Consider the following 22006-nt stretch of genomic DNA (forward strand, 5'->3'; position numbering starts at 1 on the left):
CGGCCGGGGCCACTTCAGCTGTTCATCGTGTGAGATCACTCCTCGCATGTCGGAAAAGCCGTGGGAAACGACGACAGCTCCACGGTAGCGCGGCACATGCGGCCTGCCAATGGGTTTTTCTCGACGGTTCTCCTCAGGGCATTCTCCGACGGGTCCTCGGGACCGGGTCTTACCCGAACGTGCTCCCACCGCCGGTATTTTCCCCACCGCGTCGACTCGACCGATCACATCGCTACGGTTGAGGGCATGTCCTTCATTCGCACCTCGGTGAGCAACGGCGTCGGCGAGATCGTCCTGGATCGGCCGAAGGCCCTGAACGCGCTGGACCAGACCATGATCGACGACATGTACCGCACTCTCGGCGAGTGGGGCGACGACGACTCGATCGAGACGGTCCTCGTCACCTCGGCGAGTGACCGGGCGTTCTGCGCGGGCGGCGACATCAAATCGATCCGCGAGTTCGCGTTGAACGGGGACACCGCGTCGATCAGCAGGTACTTCAAGAGTGAGTACCGGCTCGACCAGTTGATCGCCGAATACCCCAAGCCCTATGTCGCACTGATCGACGGCGCCGCGATGGGCGGAGGGCTCGGCATCAGCGTGCACGGTGAGATCCGGGTCGTCACCGAGAAGGCGATGATCGCCATGCCCGAGACGGCGATCGGCTTCTTCCCGGACATCGGCTCCACCTACTTCCTGCCGCGCCTGCCCGAGGGCGTGGGCATGTGGCTCGGCCTCACCGGTGCGCGCATCCACGGCATCGACGCCGTGGCGATCGGTCTCGCAACGCATTTCGTCTCCTCCGCGGATCTGCCCGCGGTGGCCGACTCGATCCGCGCCGGCGACGACCTGGTCGACGCGCTCGCCAAGTCGGGCACGTCGGAGACCAGCAACGTGCCGTTGCGCAAGATCGGGGAGTACTTTGCCGACGACAACGTCGCCGCCATCATCGGCGGCCTGCGCGGCGCCGTCGGCGACGAATGGGCGCAGGAGATGGTCGGGTTGCTCGAGAAGGCGTCCCCGACGAGCCTCTGGGTCACCGCGGCGATGCTGGACGCCGGCGCGCGGTCCGGGCTCGACGAATGCTTCGACCGCGAACTCCATGCGGCGGAACAGATCACGACGACCCACGACTTCCGGGAGGGGGTCCGTGCGGTGCTCGTCGACAAGGATCGCAACCCGAGGTTCGAGCCGGCCACCGTCGACGACGTCGATCCCGCGCTGGTCGCGCGGATCGTGGAGGAGTCGGCCTGAGTTCTGCCGGCCGGCGAATCCCTACGGCCGCAACTCGAACCAGCCGGTGAGCAGCACGGTGCCGGTCCTCGCGCCCGGGTCGGGCTGCGGCGTCGTCGACGACTCGTCGACGTCGAACGGCACATCGTCGTCGGGTGCGAACGGATTCGCGTCGACGCGGGTCGCCGTCGGGCAGGTGAACGAACCGGCGGCGAGCTGGCCCGACATCGCGGTGACCGCGAGTTGGCATGCGGGCGAATGGTGGTAGACGCCGTTCACCGACACCCCGATCTGTGCGTTGATCGGCTTCGTCAACGGCCCGGCCGTGGGACGCGGTCCACCGCCGGCGGGCGGGACGATGCCGCCGGTCAGTTCGCTGATCACGAATTCGATCTGCGCGCCGTCGGTTCCGGTGCCCTTGAAGACGAACAGCAGTGAATCCGGCGGGACATCGGGCTGCGGTGGCCCCCACCGTCCGAACTCGTAGCAGCGCGCCTCGGTGCCGGGTTGCGGCGTCGCGGTCCCGCCCGGTGAACCGGGCGGCGGTGGGGCATCGGAGATCGCGATCCGGATGCCGCCCGATGAGAAGCGCAGGTTCTGACCACTACGGTCGACGTGCCCCTGAGGTGGCTTCCGGGTGCACTCCTCGGGGTCGATGGGCGCCGACGCCGGTGTGGACGTCGCGCTCGAAGACGCCGCATTCGACGGCGTGTCGCCGCCACCGCAGCCGGTGGCGAGGACGGCGACCGCCGACATCGACGCCAGCGCGCCGAGAGCACGGGTGCGCATGGTGAGACCCCTCATCGACGTCCATCGTCTCCGTCAGTCCGCCGCCGCGACCAGCGGTTCGAGGGTCAGGTCGGGGTGTTCCTTCTCGATGTACTGCAGGCGCCATTTGTCGCTGAACAGCGCGAGGATGGCGCCGTCGGTGCGGGTGAACACCTCGACGCCGCGCTGACGGTCGAGTTCGGGAGCGCTCTCGGCGTCGGTCCGGCGGGCGATGGTGTAACCGAGCGGTTCGATGATGGTGTCGACGTTGAACTCGGCCTTCATCCGCGCGGTGACGACCTCGAACTGCATCGGACCGACCGCCGCGAGCACCGGCGACATCTCACCGCGGGTGTCATTGCGCAGCACCTGCACGACGCCCTCGCTGTCGAGTTGGTCCATCGCCTTGCGGAACTGCTTGTACTTGTCCGCGGTGGTCGCGCGCAGCGCCGAGAAGTGTTCGGGCGCAAAGGACGGGATCGGCGGGAACTGGACCTTCGGGCCGTCGTAGAGCGTGTCGCCGGGCGCCAGGGCGGTCGCGTTGACCAGGCCGACGACGTCGCCCGGGTAGGCGGTGTCGACGGTCGAGCGGTCGCGACCGAACACGGCCTGGGCGTACTTGGTGGCGAACGGTTTCCCGGTCTGCGCGTGGGTGACGACCATGCCGCGCTCGAACTCGCCGGACACGATCCGCATGTACGCCAGGCGATCCCGGTGGCTGGCGTCCATGCCTGCCTGCACCTTGAAGACCACCGCGGAGAACGGTGCGGTGACCTCGCGCGGGTTGCCGTCGATGTCCAGCCGCGGGCCGGGCGGAGGCGCGAGTTCGACGAGTACCTCCAACAGCTGCCGCACACCGAAGTTCAGCATCGCCGACGCGAAGATCATCGGTGAGGTCTGGCCGGCGAGGAACATCTCCTGGTCGTGGTCCTGGCCCATCTCGGAGAGCAGCTCGCTCTCCTCGACGGCCGCCGTCCATGCGTCCCCCTCGCGCTCGGCCGCGGCGTCGGCGCTCACGATCTCCTCGGGGGCGATCTTGGCGCCACCCGCGGTACGGGTGAAGTGGACGTACTCGCCGGTGCGGCGATCGAGCAGGCCGCGGAAGTCGCCGGCGATGCCGACCGGGAAGAACAGGGGGGTGGGGGTGAGGCCGATGCGCTCGGTGATCTCGTCGATCAGCTCGAGCGGACTGCGGCCGGGGCGGTCCCACTTGTTGATGACGGTGATCACCGGGATGCCTCGGTGACGACACACCTGGAACAGCTTCAGCGTCTGCGGCTCGAGACCCTTCGCGGCGTCGATCAGCATCACCGCGGCGTCGACCGCGGTCAGCACGCGGTAGGTGTCCTCGGAGAAGTCGGCGTGACCGGGGGTGTCGACGAGGTTGATCACGCTCGGCACACCGGGCTCGCTGTGCTCGGCGGCATAGTTGAACTGCAGCGCGGTCGAGCTGACGGAGATGCCGCGGGCCTTCTCCATCTCCATCCAGTCGGAGACGGTGGACTTGCGTCCGGCCTTCCCGTGGATCGCGCCCGCCTCGCTGATCATGTGCGCATGCAACGCCAACGCCTCGGTCATCGTCGACTTACCGGCGTCCGGATGGGAGATGATCGCGAAGGTACGTCGGCGCTTGACCTCGGTTGCGACGTCAGAACTCACGAGATTCGAGGCTACTCGGCAGGTGGGAGGCCTCCAAACCGGCGCGGGTTCCGCAGTGGGTATCGCTCGGTGCCACCTACTGCGGAACGTGGGCGGTCAGGGGCGGAGGACAGCACCCGGCGACGTATCCGTCGGTCGCATGGTTGGCCGTCCATCCGGTCACCGTCGTGGTGGCCGGACGGTCGGTGAGTCCTTGCCACCACGCCGATGCCGCTCCGGACAGGACGGCCCGGGGCCCGGCCTCGAGCACGGCCGGCCGTGTCTCGGTTCGTGCGGTCACGGGGTGGTCTGAGAGCGTGTGGATCCCGCGTCGGCGGGATACCCGGCTGCCGCCGTGGGATCCGATGCTGCACCGCGGCGCGTGTCAGGCCGACCGGACGAGCGTCGGCGGCGGTGATCACCCCATCGTGGTCGAGGGCGATGCTGCGAGGCCTGGGCGGAGGTGCACAGAGGTTGGACGAGGGTCCTACTCGAACGGCACCGGCGGCAGCTTGACCACCTGCGACGCGTACGAGAGCCCGGCGCCGAAGCCGAGCAGCAGCGCGGTCTGGCCGGGCTGGGCCTTGCCGGTGGAGAGGAGGTCTTCCATGGCCAGCGGGATCGACGCGGCGGAGGTGTTGCCGGTGTACTCGATGTCGTTGGCGACGACGGCGTCGTCGCGCAGCTTCAGGCTCTTGGCCAGCAGCTCGTTGATGCGGGCGTTGGCCTGATGGGGGACGAAGACGTCGAGGTCCTCGGCGCCGATCTTCGCGGCCTCGAGGGCGCGGTGGGCCACCTTGCCCATCTCGAAGGCGGCCCAGCGGAACACCGCGGTGCCCTCCAGGCGCAGGTAGGGCCGCTGCCGGCGGTCGCCGTCGAGGAAGGTCACCCAGTCGATGTCCTGGCGGATGGCGTTGAACTGCGAGCCGTCCGAGCCCCAGATCACCGGGCCGAGCTGCTGCTCCTCGGTGGGTCCGACCACCACGGCGCCGGCGCCGTCGCCGAAGATGAAGCAGTTGGTGCGGTCGGTCATGTCGAGGGCCACCGAGAGTTGCTCGGCACCGATGACCAGCACGTGGGTGGCGCTGCCGCCGCGGATCATGTCCGACGCGAGGGCCATGCCGTAACCGAATCCGGCGCAACCGACGGTGACGTCGAAGGCGGGAACGCCGTTGCAGCCGAGCTCGGTGGCGACCTTCGTCGCGCCGGCCGGGGTCAGGAGCAGGTGCGTGTTGGTCGCCAGGATGACCGCGTCGATGTCCGAGCCGTGTAGGAGGGCGTTCGCGATCGCCTTGCGGCCCGCGTTGACGGCCATCTCCATGACGCTCTCGTCGCGGCGTGCGAAGCGGCGGGTCTTGATGCCGGTTCGGGTGTAGATCCACTCGTCGGAGGAATCGATGTGTCGGCAGATCTCCTCGTTGGTGACCACGCGCTCGGGGCGGTAGGCGCCGATGCCGAGCATGCCGATGTTCTTGATCCCTGTGGTGTCCGCGATGACTGCCATGGTCTTCCTTCCGATATGTGACCCGACATAAGACGGTACTCACCCGGGGTCTTACTCGGAAGTACCGCGTCCCCTCTTCGAATCGTTACGGCCGAACCCGAACCCGTGGGCGGAAGCGGACCGGGGGTGTCCTCATTGCGATGAAAACTGGCCCCCAGATCGGTCGATCCTTCATACGGGCGTCGGAAATCGGTCTCCGAACGCGACCGAAAGGACGACGACCGGCATACGACGATGTGCGTTCGACCAACGGCCGACCACGGAGAAACAGGGGTATCCGGATGATTCATGCACGCGGCTTGGTCCAGGTGTTCCACACCGGGAAGGGGAAGAAGAGGCGGGAGGTGCGGGCCGTCGACGGCGTCGACCTCGATGTCGCCGAGGGGGAGGTGGTCGGCTTCCTCGGGCCCAACGGCGCGGGCAAGACCACCACGTTGCGCATGCTGACCACACTGCTGCGGCCGACCGCGGGCACCGCGACCGTCAACGGCCACGACATCGTCGCCGACCCGGTGTCGGTGCGGCGCAGCATCGGGTACGTGTCCCAGGCGGGCGGCACGTTCAGTCAGGCGCAGGCCGGCGACGAGGTCGTCGACCACGGCATGCTCTACGGGTTGTCCCGCGCGGAGGCCACCCGACGCGGCAAACGGCTGTTCTCCGAACTACAGCTCGACGGTCTGTGGGAGCGGATGCCGAAGAACATGTCGGGCGGGCAGAAGCGGCGCCTCGACATCGTGATGGGTCTCGTCCACGAGCCGACACTGGTGTTCCTCGACGAGCCGACCACCGGCCTCGACCCGCAGGCGCGCGCCAACCTGTGGGAACACATCCGACGGCTGCGCACCGAGCACGGTGCGACGGTGTTCCTGACGACCCACTACCTCGACGAGGCCGACGAGTTGTCGGATCGGATCCTGATCATCGACAACGGCCGGATCGTCGCCGCCGACACGCCGGAGAACCTCAAGGCACAGGTGTCCGGTGACCTGGTGGCGCTCGAGATCGCCGACGCCGCGCATGTGTCACGGGCCGCGGAGAAGCTGGCCCGGGTCGCCGGCGGCAACGGCGGTGGGCGCATCGAGATCGACGGGCGCACCGTCAGCGGCCGGGTGCCGCGCGCCGGTCGAGCCGTGCCCGGGCTGCTGCGCGACCTCGACCTCGCGGGTATCTCGCTCGATTCGATCGAGGTCATCCGGCCCACCCTCGACGACGTCTTCCTCACGCTCACCGGCCGCTCCCTGCGCGACGCCCAGGCGGGGGCCGGTGCGGAGCCCGTCGACTCCGACATCGACTCCACAGCAACGGTTTTCGGCGCGCGCGCCGGTCAGGAGGTCACTCGATGAACAACTTCTTCCGCGACAGCACCATCGTGTTCCGGCGTCAGATCCGGATGAACCTCCGCAACCCGGCGTGGGTGCTGATCGGCGTCATGCAGCCGATCCTCTACCTGGTCCTGTTCGGCCCGCTGCTGAAGCCCCTTGTCGCCCGGTTTCCCGGCGCCGCCGACAACCCGTACACCTTCCTGGTGCCCGGTCTCCTGGTGCAACTCGGGCTGTTCGGTGCGTTGTTCGCCGGGTTCAGCCTCATCGGCGAATGGCGGGAGGGGGTCATCGAGGCCGAGCGGGTCACCCCGGCCGGCCGGACCGCGCTGCTCGCCGGCCGGCTCATGCGCGACATGCTGCAATTGCTGGTGCAGGCGCTGATCCTGGTCCTGCTCGGCTTCGCGATGGGCATGCGCGGGTCGATCGTCGGGGTGATCGCGGGCATCCTCATCACGATGCTCATCGGCGGCGCGTGCGCAGCGGCGTCGAATGCGTTGGCGCTCACCACCAAGAGTGAGGACGTGATGGCGCCGCTGATCAACATGGTGATGATGCCGGTGTTGCTGCTGTCGGGCATCCTGCTGCCGATGACGTTGGGCCCCGCCTGGCTCCAGGGATTGAGCGACTTCATGCCGTTCCGGTGGATCGTCGACGCAGTGCGCGACACCTTCGTCGGAGACCTGGCAACCCTTCAGGTGCTGTGGGGTGTGCTCGCCGCCTTGGTCCTCGCAGCGCTCGGAACGTGGTGGGGGACTTCGACATTCCGAAAGGAGAACGCGTGAGTCACCACGCGTGAACGGTGTTCTGCGCCGCCTCGAGTCCTTGTGAGACGAGCAATTCGACGGCGTCGCAACCGTTTCGGATCAACAGTTCGACCTCGGCACGGTCGGCCGCCGGAAACGGCTTCAACACGAAGTCGGCGGGATCCTGGCGACCCGGTGGCCGGCCGATGCCGAGGCGGACACGCAGATAATCCTTGGTGCCCATGACCTGGCTGATCGACCGCAGCCCGTTGTGGCCGCCCTCGCCGCCGCCCTTCTTCAGGCGCACGAGACCGAAGTCGATGTCGAGTTCGTCGTGCACGACGACGAGGTCGGCGGGGTCGACCGAATAGAACTTGGCCAACGGGCCGATCTGACGGCCCGACTCGTTCATGTAGACGCGGGTCTTGGCCAGGAGAACAGACAGGCCGCCGAGGCGGACCTCGGCGACCTCAGCGCCGGACTTCTTGTGAACCTTCCAGCGCTCGCCTGCCGAGGAGGCGAGGCCGTCGACGACCATCGCGCCGACGTTGTGCCTCGTCTTCTCGTACTTGGGCCCGGGATTACCGAGCCCGACAATCAGTTTCACCACTCGGATCGAGCAGTTCGGGTCCGGATCACTCCGCCTCCGAGGCCTCGGCAGCCTCACCCTCGGCTTCCTCGCCCTCGTCCTCGGCGGCGACGCGCTGTGCCTCGGTGACCGAGACGACCGGGAGCTCCGGATCGGAGACCAGGGTGACGCCCTCGGGGAGCTGCACGCCGGAGGCGTGGACGATGGTGCCGGCCTCGAGGTCCTCGACGCTGACGGTGATGTTCTCGGGGATCTCGAGCGCATCGGCCTCGACCTCGATGGTGGTGGCGTCCTGGACGACCAGGGTGCCCGCAGCGGCGTCGCCCTCGACGACGATCGGGACCTCGACGGTGACCTTCTCGCCACGCCGGACGATGAGGAGGTCGGCGTGCTGGATGAAGCTGCGGATCGGGTGGACGTCGACCTGCTTGGTCAGCGCGAGCTGGCTTGTGCCCTCGATGTCGAGGTCGATGAGCGCGTTCGCGCCGTGGGCACGCAGGATGGCGGCGAATTCGCGGGCCGGGAGGTACAGGTGCTGCGGCTCGCTGCCGTGGCCGTACAGCACGGCGGGAACCTTGCCGTCGCGGCGAGCGCGACGAGCGGCGCCCTTGCCCTTCTCGGCGCGTGCGGTAACGGACAGCTTCTCGGCGTTGGCCATGGTGATCTCCTCTGATCGGTGTTGCGGTCTTTGTCCGTCGCGACGAGCAACGGGCACGGAATCCGACCGCGAACACCCGCGGGCCCATGAGAAGGGCTGCCGAAGGAGCTGCGATGGTCGCGCCGATAACGGTGACAGGGTCACCCTCGCCGAGACAACGGGAGCCAGGATAGTCCACGACCTGCCCGGATGTCACATCACGCCCCGCGACGGGCCGGTTGCGGCCATACTCGGGCCATGACCTCACAGACCCCGATCGAGATCGTGACGGCCTTCTTGAACGCGTTCGCCCGCGGCGACACCACGACCGCGATGGAGAACGCCGACGACGACATCGTATGGATCAACGTGTCGTTGCCGGCCATCCGCGGCAAGAAGAAGGTCGCCGCCGTCCTGGGCGGGATGGACACCAAGCCCTGGGCGGGCTTCAACTACCGGATGGTCAACATCAGCTCCGACGACGCGGGCGTCGCGCTCACCGAACGCGTCGACGAGTTGCGTTTCGGCAAGCTGCACCTGCAGTTCTGGGTCTGCGGCCGATTCGAGATCCGGGAGGGCCGGATCGCGGTGTGGCGGGACTACTTCGACTGGTTCGACATGGCCAAGTCGCTCGGCCGTGGGGTGCTCGCCCTGGTGGTGCCGTCACTCCAGCGGCCGTTGCCGGCGCCCCAGGCCGTGCCGCGCAGCGACGTCACGCAGTAGACGACTCGCACCGTCAGTAGAAGACCGGCCCCGGGATGCCGCCGCCCGCGGCGACCGCGTCCCCGTTGATCGCGACGCTGCGCGGCGATGCCAGGAAGGTGACCACGTCGGCGACCTCGCTCGCGTCGACGATGCGGCGCAGCGAGTTCGTCGCCAGCTCGGCCTCGAGTTCGGCCACCGGCACACCGGTCTCGGCCGACTTCGTCGCGAGGCGGTCGACGAGCCGTTCGGTGCGGGTGCGGCCGGGATGCACGACGGTGACGTTGATGCCGTGCGGGCCGAGCTCGTCGGCGAGATTCTTCGTCAGCGCCGACACGCTGACGTTGCGGATGGTCTGCGCGATCGAATTGGCCTGTCGCGCACCGAGGCCACTGATGTTGATGATCCGGCCCCAGCCCTGGGAGATCATGTGCGGGGCGGCGGCCCGCGCGGTGCGCAGGTATCCGAGGACCTTGATCTCGACCTCGCGGCGGACCAGGTCGTCGTCGGTGGCGGCCCAGTCGGCGGGCTTGCCCGCGCTCCACGGAGTGGCCGCCGAGTTGACCAGGATGTCGACGCCGCCGAGCTCGTCGACGGCGCGGGCGACGAGGGCCTGCACCTGTTCGTCGTCGCCGGTGTCGGTGGGGACCGGGACGACCTTTCCGCCGGTGTCGGCCGCCACCGCCCGTGCGGCCGCCTCGAGAGGCCCGGCCGAACGGGCGGCGACGACCACGTCCACGCCCTCCGCGGACAGCCCGCGCGCCACCGCGAGCCCGATGCCCTTGCTGCCACCGGTCACGATGGCCCGTTTCCCTGTCAGTCGTAGATCCACGTCGTCACGGTAGCGCCGACCGCGAGGCGGGCCGTCGCGGAGGGAGTTCGACGTGAGGCGTCAGCGCTTCAGCGGGCTGTAGAAGACCAGGCCGTTGCCCTCGTTGTCGTAGACCACGGCGCGGCGCTCGTGAGCGTCGTCGTACGGGCCCTTGATGATGGCGCCGCCGTTGTCCTCGATGGCCTTGGCCGCGGCGTCGACGTCGGTGGTCTTGATGCCGAGGACGATCTTGCCCGGGATCGGGTGGTCGACCGCGGTGGCGAGTGCGATGGTGACCGCGCCGCCGTCCAATGCGGCGAAGTGCGCGCCGTCGCGGAACTTCAGCGAGAATCCCAGGGTCTCGGTGTAGAACTTGATCGACTCGTCCAGGTTCTCGGTGGACAGGATGATCATCTTGGGCTCGTACCCGCTCATGAAACCTCCATGACTCGAAGGGGTTGGGAGACGCCTCGACCGAGGCCGAGCGCCGCCGGGATGTTAACGCCGTTGCCCGGCGGTCAGGAAGCAGGCGCCCCGGTCGGGATCAGAGTGGTCTCAAAGAATCTCATCGAGCTTCTCGAAGGGCCGGGGGATGCGGGTTCCCTTGGCGGTCACCACGATCGGCCGTTCGACGAGGATGGGATGCGCGACCATCGCGTCCAGGATCTCGTCGTCGCTCGCCGAGTCGAGGCCCAGCTCCTTGTAGAGGGCCTCGCGCTTGCGGACCGCCTGCGACGGGGTGAGTCCGGCGTCGGTGAACAACTGCACCAACTGATCCCGCGTATACGGCTCGTCCAGGTACTTGACGACGGTCGTTTCGATCCCGGCGTCGCGGAGGGCCTGCAGCGCCTTGCGCGAGGTCGAGCACTTCGGGTTGTGATAGATCGTTGCGTCCACGAGGACAACCGTACCGAGCCGGTCCTTAGTGCCGGATCGGGAGCGGTTCACTACTCGGGGTCGAGCGCGAAGTCGTACTGGACGACCCTGCGTCCGTCGGCATCCGGCTTCGGGTCGAGTACGAGTTCGGGTTTGGTCGCCGACGCCACGTCGTTCTCGAGCCAGTCACCGCCTGCGAAGTACAGCTGGGTGACGATCGGATGGCGTTCGGGGGCCGATATCTTCAGGTGCAGATGGGCCGGCCGCCACGGATGCCACCCGGCGGCCTCGATGAACGCGCCGGTCGGTCCGTCGGTCGGGATCTGATACGGCGCGGGCTGGATCGTGGTGATCTCGTAGCGTCCCCTCGCCTGAACACCGGTTCCCACAGCCGCGATCGGCTCACAAGCGCGACGTGACCGACCCCACATCCATAGCTGGTAAAGACAGAGTGTGCCATAGTGCATGAGCATATGGTGTTCGACTCGGCGAGGACGTCCGGGTCGGCACCGCCCTGGACCAGATCGCGAACTGCGTTTCGGCCGTGCCCCAGCGCGGGTCGGCGAACACCGAGTCGGGAATGCGGGCCTCCAGCCGGTCCCGCAGTGTGGGCGACCCGCGCAGCCCCTCGGCTTCGCCGGCGGTCACGGATGATCCTTCGGATGCCCCCGCCAGCGAGGCTGCGGCCTCCTCGTTGGCGTAGCGTGGTCGCCGCCAGCCGCGCCGACTCACCGTCGGTCACGACCGTGCCCCGCAGGTCCAGTCCGGGAGGTGCGGGCCGAAACCCGAGTAGTAGCCCTCGCCGTCGGCCTGCCAGATCTCCAGGGTCGCCCCGCCCAGCCCGCTGCCGTCGAGGGCGGTGACCCGTCCGTGCAGCACCAGCGGTGTCCGCCCGCTGCACGCTGCGCCAAGGCAGCGTTCAGCGGGCGGGCAGCAGCGGGGGATAGGGAAGGTAGTAGGGTCCCTCGATACTTCCCTTGGTGCCCCGGAGCCCCCGGGGGGAGTTGACCTCCTCGATGCCGTGCTCGACGAAGACGTCGAGGAACAGCGGCCACTCACCGACCTTGCCGACGTCGATGAGCCACTGCTTGAGGACGCGGTACTCGTCGTAGGTGATCTCGTACTTGTCGATGATCGAGCCGAATGCGGCGAGGACGTCGGTGGCGATGGCGGACGGGCGATCCGGTGCAGTGTCGGCGGTGAACCGGGTGCTCGCGAACCTGCGGGTCGCGGCCGACCCGGCGCCGGCCGCGGTGGACCGTTCCACGGTGGTCGTCTCCTCACTGGTCTGGTGTCGGTGTTTCCCCGATGGTGACGTTTCCCGGCGGCGACGCTTCCCTGGTGGCGGCACCGGGCTGCACCGCCCCGAAACGATTGGGCGAGTGCACGTCACCGGTTGCCGAAGAAGCTGACGTCGTCGTTGCCGATGAGGTCGGGGACCGTCCAGCCGTCGAGGTCGTACTCGGCCAGGCACTGTTCGGCGAGGCCCTTCATCTCGGTGACGCCGCCTCGGTTCTGCGCGGCGAACAACAGTTCCGCCCTGACGTTCTCGTGGTTGCCCGAATAGTTGCGCTCGTACAGTTCGTGCCGGCCGCCGAATTCCGAGCCGATCGAGTCCCACAGCGCCTTCATGACCTTGACCCGGTCGACGGCGGTGATGCCGTTGGAGCCGCGGACGTACTTGTCGAGGTACGGCCGCACGTCCGGGCTCTTGAAGTCCGCGGCGCTGGAGGGGAGGTAGATCAGGCCGGAGGCCACGTCCTGCTCGATGATCTCCTTGATCCGTGGGTAGCCCTGGATCATGAACATCCGGTAGGTCAGTCCGTACTCGAGCCGGGGGATGACCGTGTCGCCGATCCACGACTCGGGGTTGTGGACCATCGCGTCGGTGAGGGTCCAGAAGAGGTTGCGCCAGCCGATGACCTCGCCGACCCGTGTCTGCACGCCGCGGAATCCCCCGGAGCCGGTCGCGTCGAGAGCCTTCAGCAGCAGGCCGGCGATGAAATCGAGCTTGACCGCGAGGCGAGTGCAACCCTGGAAGGTGAAGCGGGGCAGGAAGCCCGACTGCGGGAAGAAGGCGTTGATCCGGTCGACGTCGCCGTACATGAAGACGTTCTCCCAGGGGACGAGAACCTTGTCGAAGACGAAGATGGTGTCGTTCTCGTCCATCCGGCTCGACAGCGGGTAGTCGAACGGGGTGCCCATCACCGCGGCCTGCTGGGTGTAGGAGGCGCGGCAGATGAGTTTGACGCCCGGTGCATCCATCGGGACGGTGCAGATGAGGGCGAACTGCTTCTTCTTGATCGGCAGACCGTAGTGGGCGATGAAGTTGTAATTGGTGATCGCCGAACCGGTGGCGACGACCTTGGCGCCGGAGACGATGAGGCCGGCGTCGGTCTCCTTCTCCACCTTCATGAACACGTCGCCGACCTCGTCCGGTGGCAATTGACGGTCGACCGGCGGGTTGATGATGGCGTGATTCCAGTACAGGACCTTCTCCTGCGACTCCCGGTACCAGCGCTCGGCGTTGTCCTGGAACGGAGCGTAGAGCTCGGAGTTGGCGTGCAGGGTGCCCAGGAAGCTGGCCTTGTAGTCGGGGCTGCGGCCCATCCATCCGTAGGTCATGCGTGCCCAGGTGGCGATCGCGTCGCGGTCGGCGCGCAGGTCCTCCGAGGACGTGGGGGCGCGGAAGAACGGCATCGTCACGCCGCCGTTGCCGGTATCGGTCGGCACGGTGACCTTGTCCCGGGTCTCCGGGTCGTGCAGCGAGTCGTAGAGGCGTGCGGTCATCCGGATCGGGTTGCGGAAGGCCGGGTGGGTGGTCACATCGTCGACCCGCTCGCCGTGCAGCCAGATCTCACGGCCGTCGCGCAGCGACTCGATGTACTCCTCGCCGGTCATCGGCCGGGTGGCGAACGTCTGCGTGGCTTTCTCCGCGGCGTCGGCCGCGGGGTTGACGGTGACCAGAGGCGAGTCACTCGGGTCGACGGCGCGATCGTCGATGGTTGTCATGATGCTCCTCACTTGTGTTGTGTCACTTGCGTTGTGTCCGGAGTCGTGTATCCGGTGTCGGGGTGGCTGTCGAGGTGACTGTCGGCGTGACGGATCGGAAAAGGCGAACAGGTTGCCGAACGGCCTTCGGGCCAATGGGGCGTCCGGGGTCAGGAAGCGGCGGACAGGGGCACGCAGGCGGGGGTGAAGCGAGCGGTCGCGTCGAACCAGCCGGTGTGCGGATCGTCGAGGCTGCCGCAGTAGGCCGCGGCGCCGGAGATGTCGCCGAGTTGATGGAACTTGCTGCGGTAGAACAGGAGTGGCTGGGCCGACGGGTCGACGTAGGCGTCGATGATCTCGCCCAGGTAGATGACGTGGTCGCCGCCGTCGTGGGACGCCCAGGGCTTGCAGATGATCGTGGTGGCGGTGCCGGCCAGCGTCGGAACATCCCATTCGTGGTTCCACACCGGGCCGGGAGTCTGCGGCTTGCCGGCGAAGTGCATCGCGATGTCGATCTGGTCGTCGGCGAGGATGTTGACCGCAAACGGCGCGTCCCGGAGGTAGGAGCAGGCCTTGGATGTGCGGGTGAGCGTCACCTGACACAGTCGCGGCTCGAGCGAGATGGGGGTGAACGCGGTGACCGTCGCGCCGTGAGGGGTGCCGTCGTCGCTCGCGCAGGTGATCACGGTGACGCCGCTGGCGAACTGTCCGAAGATGTTGCGCAGGGGTCGACTGTCCATGGGGTTCAGCTCCTCGGGTTCAGCGGCATCCGGTCTCTTCGGCGGCGGGACCTGCCCGGGACATGGGCGGCGGTGAGGGCGCCGTGCGGCGCCGGTCCCTGGGATGCGTCTGGTGGTGCGAGCCAAGGTATGGAACACGTCACACATCGGTCGATCCGCTTCGCGAACCGGCCATCCGAAATGCGAAACCACTGCGCACTGGATCGCTCTGACCACGTAAAAGTGACTGCAATCACAGTTAGGGTTGAGCCCGTGAGGGCGCAACCACCCGTTGCAGGATCGAATGGAACCGTTGTGTCAGACGCTCGGTCGCTCCGGAACCCGCGTCGCATCGTGGGCTCGGGTACCGCGGACTGGGACGTGGTCAACGAGGCAGTCTCCGACGGCTACTTCCCGCATGAGCTGCGTCCGTTCTCGAAGGACGACGTCTCGCGGTATCGCCTGGAGTCGACGCCCCTCGGCTCGACCGTGCTCGCCCGGATCGGATTCGGCGCCGATGTGGTGATCAAGACCGACCATCCCGGCGCATGGGCGATCAACATCCCGCTGTCGGGCCGGCTGGCATCGGTCACGGAGGGGCGGGAGGTGGTCTCCGAGCCGGGCCAGGCGACCCTCAATCCACCCGACACCCCCACCACGATCACCAACTGGAGCAAGAGCTGCGAGATCGTCGGGTTCAAGATCGACCGGGATCGCCTGCAACGAGAGATCGACCGCATCGCCGGGCGGCCCGGACGGACCCTGGTGCCCCAGCTCGACCTGCGCACGGGCGCGGGCGCCGAATGGCTCAACCTCCTGCGCACCGCGCGTCAGCAGGTGGCACGCAGCGACAGTGTGCTTCTCCAGAACCCGCTGATGTCCGAGCAACTCGGCGGCATGCTGACCACGGCCCTGGTGCTGGCCGCGCTACCCGACGACGAGGACCCGATGGCCGGTGCGCGGCCCCGCATCGTCAAGCGGGTGATCGACGCCGTCCAGGCCGACCCGGCCCACCCCTGGACGCTCGGGGAACTCGCGGAGATCAGCACCGTCAGTGCGCGCCGCCTCCAGCAGGGCTTCCGGGAGTACGTCGGCATGAGTCCGATGGAATATGTGCTCGACGTCCGGCTCGAGTGCATTCACAAGGACCTGCTGACCTGTGGACCCACCGCGACCGTCACCGAGATCGCCACCCGTTGGGGGATCATGCACACCGGGCGGTTCGCCGCCGCCTACCGGCGCAAGTACGGGGTCGCCCCGTCGGAGACGCGTCGGCTGGGATGAAGAACACCGCGCCCGGGCACTCGTGCGAGCACCCGGGCGCGGTGTGAGAGAACGCGGTGAGCCTACGCGCTGCCGTCGAACAGGCTTGTGACCGAACCGTTTTCGAAGACCTCGCGGATCGTCTGCGCGAGCAGTGGGGCGATCGACAGGACGGTCAGGTTGTCGAAGCGCTTCTCCGGCGGGATCGGCAGCGTGTCGGTCGCGATGACCTCCTTGGCGCCGCAGTTCGCGAGGCGCTCGGCGGCCGGATCGGAGAACACGCCGTGGGTGGTGGCGATGATGACGTCGCCTGCGCCGGCCTCCTTGAGGACGCGGACCGCGCCGGCGATCGTGCCGCCGGTGTCGATCATGTCGTCGATCAGCACGCAGGTGCGACCCTCGACCTCGCCGACCACGCGGTTGGACTTGACCTGGTTCGGCACCAACGGGTCACGGGTCTTGTGGATGAACGCCAGGGGAGCGCCGTTGAGGGCGTCGGCCCACTTCTCGGCGACGCGAACGCGGCCGGAGTCCGGCGAGACGACGGTGACGTTGTCGGTGTCGTAGTGGGTGCTGACGTACTCGGCGAGCTGGCCGAGGGCGTGCATGTGATCGACCGGGCCGTCGAAGAAGCCCTGGATCTGGTCGGTGTGCAGGTCGACGGTGATGATGCGGTCGGCGCCCGCGGTCTTCAGCAGATCGGCGATCAGGCGAGCGGAGATTGGCTCGCGTCCGCGGTGCTTCTTGTCCTGGCGGGCGTACGGGTAGAACGGCAGGATCACGCTGATGCGCTTGGCCGAGCCGCGCTTGAGCGCGTCGATCATGATGAGCGCCTCCATGACCCACTGGTTCATGGGGAAGGGGCAACTCTGCAGCACGAAGGCGTCCGAGCCGCGGACGGACTCCTCGAAACGGACGAACAGCTCGCCGTTGGCGAAGTCGCGTGCCGTCTGGGGGGTCACCTTGATGCCCAGTTCGTCGGCGACGGCTTCAGCCAGTTCGGGGTGGGCACGACCAGAGAACAGCATCAGGTTCTTCTGGTTGTCGGTGGTCCAGGTCATGAAAACTCTTCTGTCCGTTTCGATGTCGATCTCTTGTTGGGGGTGATGCCCGGCCGCGGGGCGGGGCACCGTCTGCGGGTTCGCTAGGCGGACCCGGAGTCCTTGTCTTGTGCCTCCGTGGCACTGTCGTGTGCCTCGGGAACATCGTCGCGCGCCGCGCGCGCCGCCTGTGCCGACGCGGTGTCGGGTCGTTTGCGCACGACCCAGTCCTCGATGACACGTTGTGCTCCCGCCGAGACCGCAAGGGCTCCCGGCGGTACATTTTGCCGTACGACGGTTCCGGCGCCGGTGTATGCCCCGTCCCCGACGGTCACCGGGGCCACGAACATGTTGTCCGAGCCGGTGCGGCAGTGGCTGCCGATCACCGTGCGGTGCTTGTTCACCCCGTCGTAGTTCACGAAGACGCTCGACGCCCCGATGTTGGAGTGTTCGCCGATCGTCGCGTCGCCGACGTAGGTGAGATGCGGCACCTTGGACCCGTCTCCGATGGTCGCGTTCTTCGTCTCGACGAATGTGCCGATCTTGCCGCCGACGCCGAGGACGGTGCCCGGTCGCAGGTAGGCGAACGGGCCGACGGTTGCGTTGCCGCCGATGACGGCCTCGCTGCCGTGGGTGCGGATGACCTGGGCGCCCTCTCCGACGGTGACGTCGGTCAGCGTGGTGTCGGGACCGATGACCGCGTCGGTGGAGATGTGGGTGCGGCCCTTCAGCTGGGTGCCGGGCTCGATCGTCACGTCGGGTTCGATCGTCACGTCGACGTCGATCCAGGTGGTGGTGGGGTCGACGACGGTGACGCCGTCGAGCTGGTGGCGACGGACGATGCGCCGGTTGAGTTCGGCGGCGAGGTCCGCGAGCTGCGCGCGGTCGTTGCAGCCGGCGACCAGGACCGGGTCGTCGACGGTGAAGCCGCGGACGGTCTGTCCCGCCGCGCGGGCGATCTCGACGATGTCGGTGAGGTAGTACTCGCCCTGGACGTTGTCGGTCGACAGCTTCGACAGTCCGTCGCGCAGCACCTCCGCGTCGACCGCGTACACCCCGGCATTGACCTCGGTGATGGCGCGCTGCTCGTCGGTCGCGTCCTTGTGTTCGACGATGGCGGCGACCCCGCCGTCGTCGGTGCGGATGATGCGTCCGTAGCCGGTCGGGTCGTCGGCGATGAAGCTGGTCAGGGTCACCGCGGCGCCGCCGTCGGCGGTGTGGGCGGCGATGAGGGCGCGCAGGGTGTCGGCGTCGAGAAGGGGAACGTCGGCGGCGGTGACGACGACCGTTCCGCGGAACGTCTCGGGTAGCGCGGCGAGTCCGACGCGCGCGGCGTCGCCGGTTCCGCGGGGCTCGTCCTGCTCGGCGATGGCGATCTCACGGCCGAGACCCTCGGCGATCTCGTCGACCGCGGCGATGACCCGGTCGCGCTGGTGGCTCACCACGGCGACCAGATGGTCGGGGTGGAGTCCGGCGGCGCCGTGGAGGGCGTGTCCGACGAGGGATCGGCCGGCGATGGTGTGGAGGATCTTCGGGGTCTTGGACTTCATCCGGGTACCGGCGCCCGCGGCCAGGACGATCACGGCCACAGACGGCGACGTTACCGACATCGAATGTCCACCCTCTTCCTGATCGGTGTTCACGTCGGGTGCGATCCTACGCACTGGTAGATCGGGCCGAACACGCGCCGCGCCATTTGAGACGAATGCGCATCGGAGTTGCTCGGTTGAACCTCTGTTGTTCGGACGCCACAGCTGATAGAACACAAGGGATCTGCTTCCCCGAGCGATCGATCGGTGTCTCGCGCCGTTCGGCCGCCGGCCGGGGAGGTGGGCTGCACGTGTGCCGGGTGTCTCCCGGTGCCCATCGACCAACGGAGGTATGCCAATGAGCACGCAGAAGACCGCCATCGTCACGGGCGCGGCCCGGGGTATCGGTGCGGCGATCTCCAAGCGGCTGGCCGACGACGGACTGGCCGTGGCCGTCCTGGATCTCGACGCGGACGCCTGTGCCGACACCGTCAAGGCCATCACCGACAAGGGCGGCAAGGCCCTGGCCGTCGGCGCGAACGTCGCCGATGCCGACTCGGTGAACGCCGCGGTGGAGAAGGTGGCCTCCGAACTCGGTGCTCCGACCGTCGTCGTCAACAACGCCGGCATCACCCGCGACAACCTGCTGTTCAAGATGACCGTCGAAGACTGGGACGCGGTGATGGCCGTCCATCTGCGCGGCGCCTTCAACGTCACCAAGGCCGCCCAGAAGTACATGGTCGACGCCAACTGGGGTCGCATCGTCAACCTGTCGTCGACCTCCGCGCTCGGCAACCGCGGCCAGGTCAACTACTCGGCCGCCAAGGCCGGCATGCAGGGCTTCACCAAGACCCTGGCCATCGAACTCGGCAAGTTCGGCGTCACCGCGAACGCCATCGCCCCGGGCTTCATCGAGACCGAGATGACCGCCGCCACCGCCGAGCGGATCGGTGTGCCGTTCGAGGACTTCAAGAAGGCCGCCGCCAGCCAGATCCCGGTCAACCGCGTCGGCGTCCCGGAGGACATCGCACATACGGCGTCGTTCCTCATCAGCGAGGGCGCAGGCTTCGTGTCCGGCCAGGTCATCTACGTCGCCGGCGGTCCGAAGGACTGACGGCCCACCGATCTCGATGCGGCGGGGTGGCCTCGGTGGAGGTCGCCCCGCCGTCGTGTGTCGCGGTGCCGAGTGCCCGGGCGAGGAGTCCGTCGGCCTGTGGCACAATCGTCTGCGCGATCCCCCATGGTGTAATCGGCAACACTCCTGATTTTGGTTCAGGCATTCCAGGTTCGAGTCCTGGTGGGGGAGCCTCTGGCTCGTGACATGCGGGTATGGTGCGACGGGCTCCGATTTCGCGAGGCAAAATCCCGCCGAAATCCCGCGGATGCAACCTGACCGGGCATAATTGCGCGGGTCCTAGTGGGACTGATCGGGACTGATCGTGCCTAGGCCAGTACGGAATTCACCGCCTGCCGGGTCTTGTCGCTGTTGTACTGGCTACAGGTGCGTGTACGTACGCAGCGTATCCGTGGGTGACGAATCCCCAAGATTCGATTGAACGGTAGCCAGGGGATAGGCTCCCCTACCGGGGCCGTTCCCTGGTCCCGCAACGCTCTGTGGATGTCGGTGCGTGACCTGCGAACTTCTTCCATGGCGACCGCTTCACGCGGATCTGACCAGGCTGTCTTGGTGTACTTGAGGCTCCAAGTGGACGAGGCCACCCGCCAACATGCGACGAAAAAGGCCCGAAATTGCTTCAATGCAAGCAGTTTCGGGCCTTGGTCGGCCTGATCTATCTAGTCCGTTGCAGGCGGCATCCAATGGCCGTCCGGCCTCAGAAGCCCCGCCACCGCCGGTTCCGTACGTCTGTCACGATCCGGGTCCGACGACGATCACGACCTCGCCGCCCCCGGTGGTGACTGCGCCGACGGAGCCCAGCGACACCAACGTGCCCGAGGGGCCAGGTCCCAACATGGGAGCCCACGCTCCCACCGACATCCCCGAGGCCGGACAGACACCCATCGCGCCAATCCCTGGTCGAGGTGGCGGGTCGGTCCGTGATCAGGATGAACGTGCGCCGTCGAACCCCCGTTGATCAACCTGCGGTCCCCTCCGTGCCGGTGCCGACTGGCCCTACAGCTATCCGCGACGCGACTCCGGAGGCAGGCCGTAACGAGAACCGGCGGTCCACAGGGGTCGAGGAGCCGGAGGAGAATCTTGCTCATGCTCGTGTGCCGGGGATACTCACTGACGGACAGGCGGCGCGACCGAGATCATCTCCGCGCTCGGGGTTGCTTCGTGCACTTGAATCGTTCAGACATGACGCCCGGTTTCGTGAGTGCGAGACGTACGAAGGCGGGTACTTCGTCAACCGCCGAATCTGCGCACAAGTTGACGGCGAGGGCCTCTATGTAGACAGGATCATCTCGAGAGAAGGAACCCGCGGAGGCAGCACACGCATTCGCTATCACGTTCAAGGCCCCGATGGCAGCAACAGCACCGACTTCGAGCAGGACGTGCGTGCCGGATCATTCGAACACGAGATTCCCATCGATCCGTACATGGAGCCCGGGGAGTACAAGCTGTGGTATCAGACGCTCGATGTCAACGGCGATCGGTCCGGATGGGACTCGGTGGACTGGGAAGTGAAAAGGGCGTGAGTCAAAGCGAGCGTTAGATCGGTGTTCGTCCGCTGGTCGGGCGTGGGTCTGCTTCTTGGCCTTGTCACGATCGGGATTTGGTATGCAACCCGTTCCCCCGATGTTGTGCTGGTCGCTCGCGGCGAATCTGGGGATTCACTCGGTTTGAACCTCGTCATCGAGCCACTGCTGCTGGCGATCCCCGTCGTGTTTGCTCTCGGTTACGGCCTTGTGGCGGCTCTTCTGGCTGCCCGCAAACCCCGAGCCTGGGATCTCTTGGGCTTTACCCGTTGTGTTGGTCATTCCGGTCGTGAGTTGCCTCTTGGCTCTACCGCAACACTATGAACTCGTCCCCGCTGGCGAGCCGGGGCGCTATCCGCAGTTCCCTGCAGCGGTGGTTGCGACAGCGACTGTCGTTGTCGCGCTTGTGGTGTCGGTGATTTCGTGGTTGCGTGACCGAAACAAGAAGCTGTCGCACGCGCAGAACGACCAGCTGTACTGACCCGGGGCCTTGGGTACGGGTTACCGTCACCGCTCCCTGGCACCCGGGCCGGCACCGTTGACGTCGCCATCCCGAAGCCGCGTTCGGGCAGCTGCTTTCCCGAGTGGCTCCTCGAATGTCGCAAGCGGGCCGAGTCAGCACTGATCACCGTCGTGGCCGACTGCTACCTGGCCGGTGTGTCGACCCGCCGGATGGACAAACTGGTCAAGACACTCGGCACCGATGCGAGAACCCGGGCAGGTTCAAGTGGTCGGTGCAACAGCCTGACTGTTTGAGCCTGGTGTGGTGTGGGTGTTCGTGAAGGGTTCTTGGAGGCGATCGATTCGGGTGCGATGGCGGCGGAGGCTTCACGCTTGGTGGGTGTGGGGCTTGGACCGGCGGTCAAGTCCCAGGTAGTGGTGTAACTCGTTTCTGATCCTTCGTCGGGCTTTCAGGCAGGCAGTTCGATCAGCGGGTCGGTAGTGGCCTCCGGTGTTGTGGTGGTGTCGGTGGTCAGGGTCAG

21 protein-coding genes, 1 tRNA gene and 3 pseudogenes are annotated in these 22006 nt (G+C 67.3%); 10 read left to right on the forward strand and 15 right to left on the reverse strand.

The genetic code is table 11. The features are described 5' to 3' along the window. Positions 1 to 246 precede the first annotated feature (246 nt). Complete coding sequence (locus ABFT43_RS21600; RefSeq protein ID WP_347962318.1) at positions 247 to 1254, forward strand: enoyl-CoA hydratase/isomerase family protein; 1008 nt, start codon at positions 247 to 249, stop codon at positions 1252 to 1254. 21 nt (positions 1255 to 1275) lie between these two features. On the opposite strand, the gene ABFT43_RS21605 is transcribed toward ABFT43_RS21600, so the two are convergent. The 4 genes from ABFT43_RS21605 to ABFT43_RS21620 form a co-directional block, all read right to left on the reverse strand. Then, positions 1276 to 2022, reverse strand: coding sequence for a hypothetical protein (locus ABFT43_RS21605; RefSeq protein ID WP_347962339.1), 747 nt, complete (start codon positions 2020 to 2022; stop codon positions 1276 to 1278). A 33-nt stretch (positions 2023 to 2055) separates the two neighbouring features. Continuing rightward, positions 2056 to 3660 (reverse strand): peptide chain release factor 3, encoded by a 1605-nt coding sequence (locus ABFT43_RS21610; protein WP_347962319.1) that lies wholly within the window; start codon positions 3658 to 3660, stop codon positions 2056 to 2058. Positions 3661 to 3736: 76 nt separating this feature from the next. After that, positions 3737 to 3940, reverse strand: coding sequence for a hypothetical protein (locus ABFT43_RS21615; protein ID WP_347962320.1), 204 nt, complete (start codon positions 3938 to 3940; stop codon positions 3737 to 3739). A gap of 186 nt (positions 3941 to 4126) precedes the next feature. After that, positions 4127 to 5143, reverse strand: a complete 1017-nt coding sequence (locus ABFT43_RS21620) for a beta-ketoacyl-ACP synthase III (protein WP_347962321.1) — start codon at positions 5141 to 5143, stop codon at positions 4127 to 4129. A 281-nt stretch (positions 5144 to 5424) separates the two neighbouring features. On the opposite strand from ABFT43_RS21620, the gene ABFT43_RS21625 reads away from it, so the two are divergent. Together ABFT43_RS21625 and ABFT43_RS21630 are read left to right on the forward strand one after the other, a co-directional pair. Continuing rightward, the gene (locus ABFT43_RS21625) at positions 5425 to 6486 is read left to right on the forward strand and encodes an ATP-binding cassette domain-containing protein (RefSeq protein WP_347962322.1); all 1062 of its coding nucleotides are present in this window, start codon (positions 5425 to 5427) and stop codon (positions 6484 to 6486) included. Continuing rightward, positions 6483 to 7247 (forward strand): ABC transporter permease, encoded by a 765-nt coding sequence (locus tag ABFT43_RS21630; protein WP_347962323.1) that lies wholly within the window; start codon positions 6483 to 6485, stop codon positions 7245 to 7247. Before ABFT43_RS21625 ends, ABFT43_RS21630 begins: the two co-directional genes overlap by 4 nt. Position 7248: 1 nt before the next feature. On the opposite strand, the gene pth is transcribed toward ABFT43_RS21630, so the two are convergent. Both pth and ABFT43_RS21640 read right to left on the reverse strand, forming a co-directional pair. After that, entirely contained in the window at positions 7249 to 7815 is a 567-nt protein-coding gene (pth, locus tag ABFT43_RS21635; RefSeq protein ID WP_347962324.1) for an aminoacyl-tRNA hydrolase, read from the reverse strand. 28 nt (positions 7816 to 7843) lie between these two features. Then, positions 7844 to 8455 carry a 50S ribosomal protein L25/general stress protein Ctc gene (locus ABFT43_RS21640; RefSeq protein ID WP_347962325.1) on the reverse strand — a complete coding sequence of 204 codons (612 nt, stop codon included), beginning with the start codon at positions 8453 to 8455 and terminating at the stop codon, positions 7844 to 7846. 237 nt (positions 8456 to 8692) lie between these two features. Here ABFT43_RS21640 and ABFT43_RS21645 point away from each other — a divergent pair, with 237 nt between their 5' ends. Then, positions 8693 to 9157: a limonene-1,2-epoxide hydrolase family protein gene (locus ABFT43_RS21645; protein WP_347962326.1), complete on the forward strand. Its 465-nt coding sequence runs from the start codon at positions 8693 to 8695 to the stop codon at positions 9155 to 9157. A 13-nt stretch (positions 9158 to 9170) separates the two neighbouring features. Here ABFT43_RS21645 and ABFT43_RS21650 read toward each other — a convergent pair whose 3' ends face one another. From ABFT43_RS21650 to ABFT43_RS21680, 7 genes and pseudogenes are all read right to left on the reverse strand, one after another. After that, complete coding sequence (locus ABFT43_RS21650) at positions 9171 to 9968, reverse strand: SDR family NAD(P)-dependent oxidoreductase (RefSeq protein WP_347962327.1); 798 nt, start codon at positions 9966 to 9968, stop codon at positions 9171 to 9173. 60 nt (positions 9969 to 10028) lie between these two features. Next, a complete protein-coding gene (locus ABFT43_RS21655) occupies positions 10029 to 10382 on the reverse strand; it encodes a VOC family protein (RefSeq protein WP_347962328.1) in 354 nt (117 codons plus the stop codon). A gap of 120 nt (positions 10383 to 10502) precedes the next feature. Beyond that, positions 10503 to 10844 (reverse strand): arsenate reductase (glutaredoxin), encoded by a 342-nt coding sequence (gene arsC / locus ABFT43_RS21660; RefSeq protein ID WP_347962329.1) that lies wholly within the window; start codon positions 10842 to 10844, stop codon positions 10503 to 10505. Between the two features lie 50 nt (positions 10845 to 10894). Further along, positions 10895 to 11188: pseudogene (locus tag ABFT43_RS21665) on the reverse strand (dioxygenase family protein); the annotation flags it as partial. A 335-nt stretch (positions 11189 to 11523) separates the two neighbouring features. Further along, a pseudogene (locus ABFT43_RS21670) lies at positions 11524 to 12090 on the reverse strand (dioxygenase family protein); the annotation flags it as partial. Positions 12091 to 12212: 122 nt separating this feature from the next. Beyond that, on the reverse strand, positions 12213 to 13835 hold the full coding sequence (locus ABFT43_RS21675) for a 4-hydroxyphenylacetate 3-hydroxylase family protein (RefSeq protein ID WP_347962330.1): 1623 nt from the start codon (positions 13833 to 13835) through the stop codon (positions 12213 to 12215). A gap of 149 nt (positions 13836 to 13984) precedes the next feature. Next, entirely contained in the window at positions 13985 to 14554 is a 570-nt protein-coding gene (locus ABFT43_RS21680) for a flavin reductase family protein (protein WP_347962331.1), read from the reverse strand. Between the two features lie 333 nt (positions 14555 to 14887). Between ABFT43_RS21680 and ABFT43_RS21685 the strand changes: the two genes are divergently transcribed. After that, positions 14888 to 15817, forward strand: coding sequence for an AraC family transcriptional regulator (locus ABFT43_RS21685; protein WP_347962332.1), 930 nt, complete (start codon positions 14888 to 14890; stop codon positions 15815 to 15817). A 62-nt stretch (positions 15818 to 15879) separates the two neighbouring features. Here ABFT43_RS21685 and ABFT43_RS21690 read toward each other — a convergent pair whose 3' ends face one another. Together ABFT43_RS21690 and glmU are read right to left on the reverse strand one after the other, a co-directional pair. Further along, entirely contained in the window at positions 15880 to 16857 is a 978-nt protein-coding gene (locus ABFT43_RS21690; protein ID WP_347962333.1) for a ribose-phosphate diphosphokinase, read from the reverse strand. A gap of 83 nt (positions 16858 to 16940) precedes the next feature. Next, entirely contained in the window at positions 16941 to 18446 is a 1506-nt protein-coding gene (gene glmU, locus ABFT43_RS21695) for a bifunctional UDP-N-acetylglucosamine diphosphorylase/glucosamine-1-phosphate N-acetyltransferase GlmU (protein WP_347962334.1), read from the reverse strand. A 277-nt stretch (positions 18447 to 18723) separates the two neighbouring features. Here glmU and fabG point away from each other — a divergent pair, with 277 nt between their 5' ends. From fabG to ABFT43_RS21720, 5 genes and pseudogenes are all read left to right on the forward strand, one after another. After that, a complete protein-coding gene (gene fabG, locus ABFT43_RS21700) occupies positions 18724 to 19479 on the forward strand; it encodes a 3-oxoacyl-ACP reductase FabG (RefSeq protein WP_347962335.1) in 756 nt (251 codons plus the stop codon). Between the two features lie 120 nt (positions 19480 to 19599). Next, a tRNA-Gln gene (locus ABFT43_RS21705) sits at positions 19600 to 19671 on the forward strand. A gap of 749 nt (positions 19672 to 20420) precedes the next feature. Next, positions 20421 to 21023: a hypothetical protein gene (locus tag ABFT43_RS21710; protein ID WP_347962336.1), complete on the forward strand. Its 603-nt coding sequence runs from the start codon at positions 20421 to 20423 to the stop codon at positions 21021 to 21023. Positions 21024 to 21044: 21 nt separating this feature from the next. Further along, positions 21045 to 21347, forward strand: coding sequence for a hypothetical protein (locus ABFT43_RS21715; RefSeq protein ID WP_347962337.1), 303 nt, complete (start codon positions 21045 to 21047; stop codon positions 21345 to 21347). Between the two features lie 175 nt (positions 21348 to 21522). After that, positions 21523 to 21770: pseudogene (locus ABFT43_RS21720) on the forward strand (transposase); the annotation flags it as partial. Positions 21771 to 22006 lie beyond the last annotated feature (236 nt).

It is taken from the genome of Gordonia aurantiaca (assembly GCF_039939235.1).
In the GTDB taxonomy this organism is placed as follows: Bacteria; Actinomycetota; Actinomycetes; order Mycobacteriales; family Mycobacteriaceae; genus Gordonia.

Coding starts and splice junctions, on each gene's coding strand:
- ABFT43_RS21600 (WP_347962318.1), top strand. CDS start 247: ATGTCCTTCATTCGCACCTCGGTGAGCAACGGCGTCGGCGAGATCGTC.
- ABFT43_RS21605 (WP_347962339.1), bottom strand. CDS start 2,022: ATGCGCACCCGTGCTCTCGGCGCGCTGGCGTCGATGTCGGCGGTCGCC.
- ABFT43_RS21620 (WP_347962321.1), bottom strand. CDS start 5,143: ATGGCAGTCATCGCGGACACCACAGGGATCAAGAACATCGGCATGCTC.
- ABFT43_RS21625 (WP_347962322.1), top strand. CDS start 5,425: ATGATTCATGCACGCGGCTTGGTCCAGGTGTTCCACACCGGGAAGGGG.
- ABFT43_RS21630 (WP_347962323.1), top strand. CDS start 6,483: ATGAACAACTTCTTCCGCGACAGCACCATCGTGTTCCGGCGTCAGATC.
- ABFT43_RS21640 (WP_347962325.1), bottom strand. CDS start 8,455: ATGGCCAACGCCGAGAAGCTGTCCGTTACCGCACGCGCCGAGAAGGGC.
- ABFT43_RS21645 (WP_347962326.1), top strand. CDS start 8,693: ATGACCTCACAGACCCCGATCGAGATCGTGACGGCCTTCTTGAACGCG.
- ABFT43_RS21655 (WP_347962328.1), bottom strand. CDS start 10,382: ATGAGCGGGTACGAGCCCAAGATGATCATCCTGTCCACCGAGAACCTG.
- ABFT43_RS21675 (WP_347962330.1), bottom strand. CDS start 13,835: ATGACAACCATCGACGATCGCGCCGTCGACCCGAGTGACTCGCCTCTG.
- ABFT43_RS21680 (WP_347962331.1), bottom strand. CDS start 14,554: ATGGACAGTCGACCCCTGCGCAACATCTTCGGACAGTTCGCCAGCGGC.
- ABFT43_RS21690 (WP_347962333.1), bottom strand. CDS start 16,857: ATGACCTGGACCACCGACAACCAGAAGAACCTGATGCTGTTCTCTGGT.
- glmU (WP_347962334.1), bottom strand. CDS start 18,446: ATGTCGGTAACGTCGCCGTCTGTGGCCGTGATCGTCCTGGCCGCGGGC.
- fabG (WP_347962335.1), top strand. CDS start 18,724: ATGAGCACGCAGAAGACCGCCATCGTCACGGGCGCGGCCCGGGGTATC.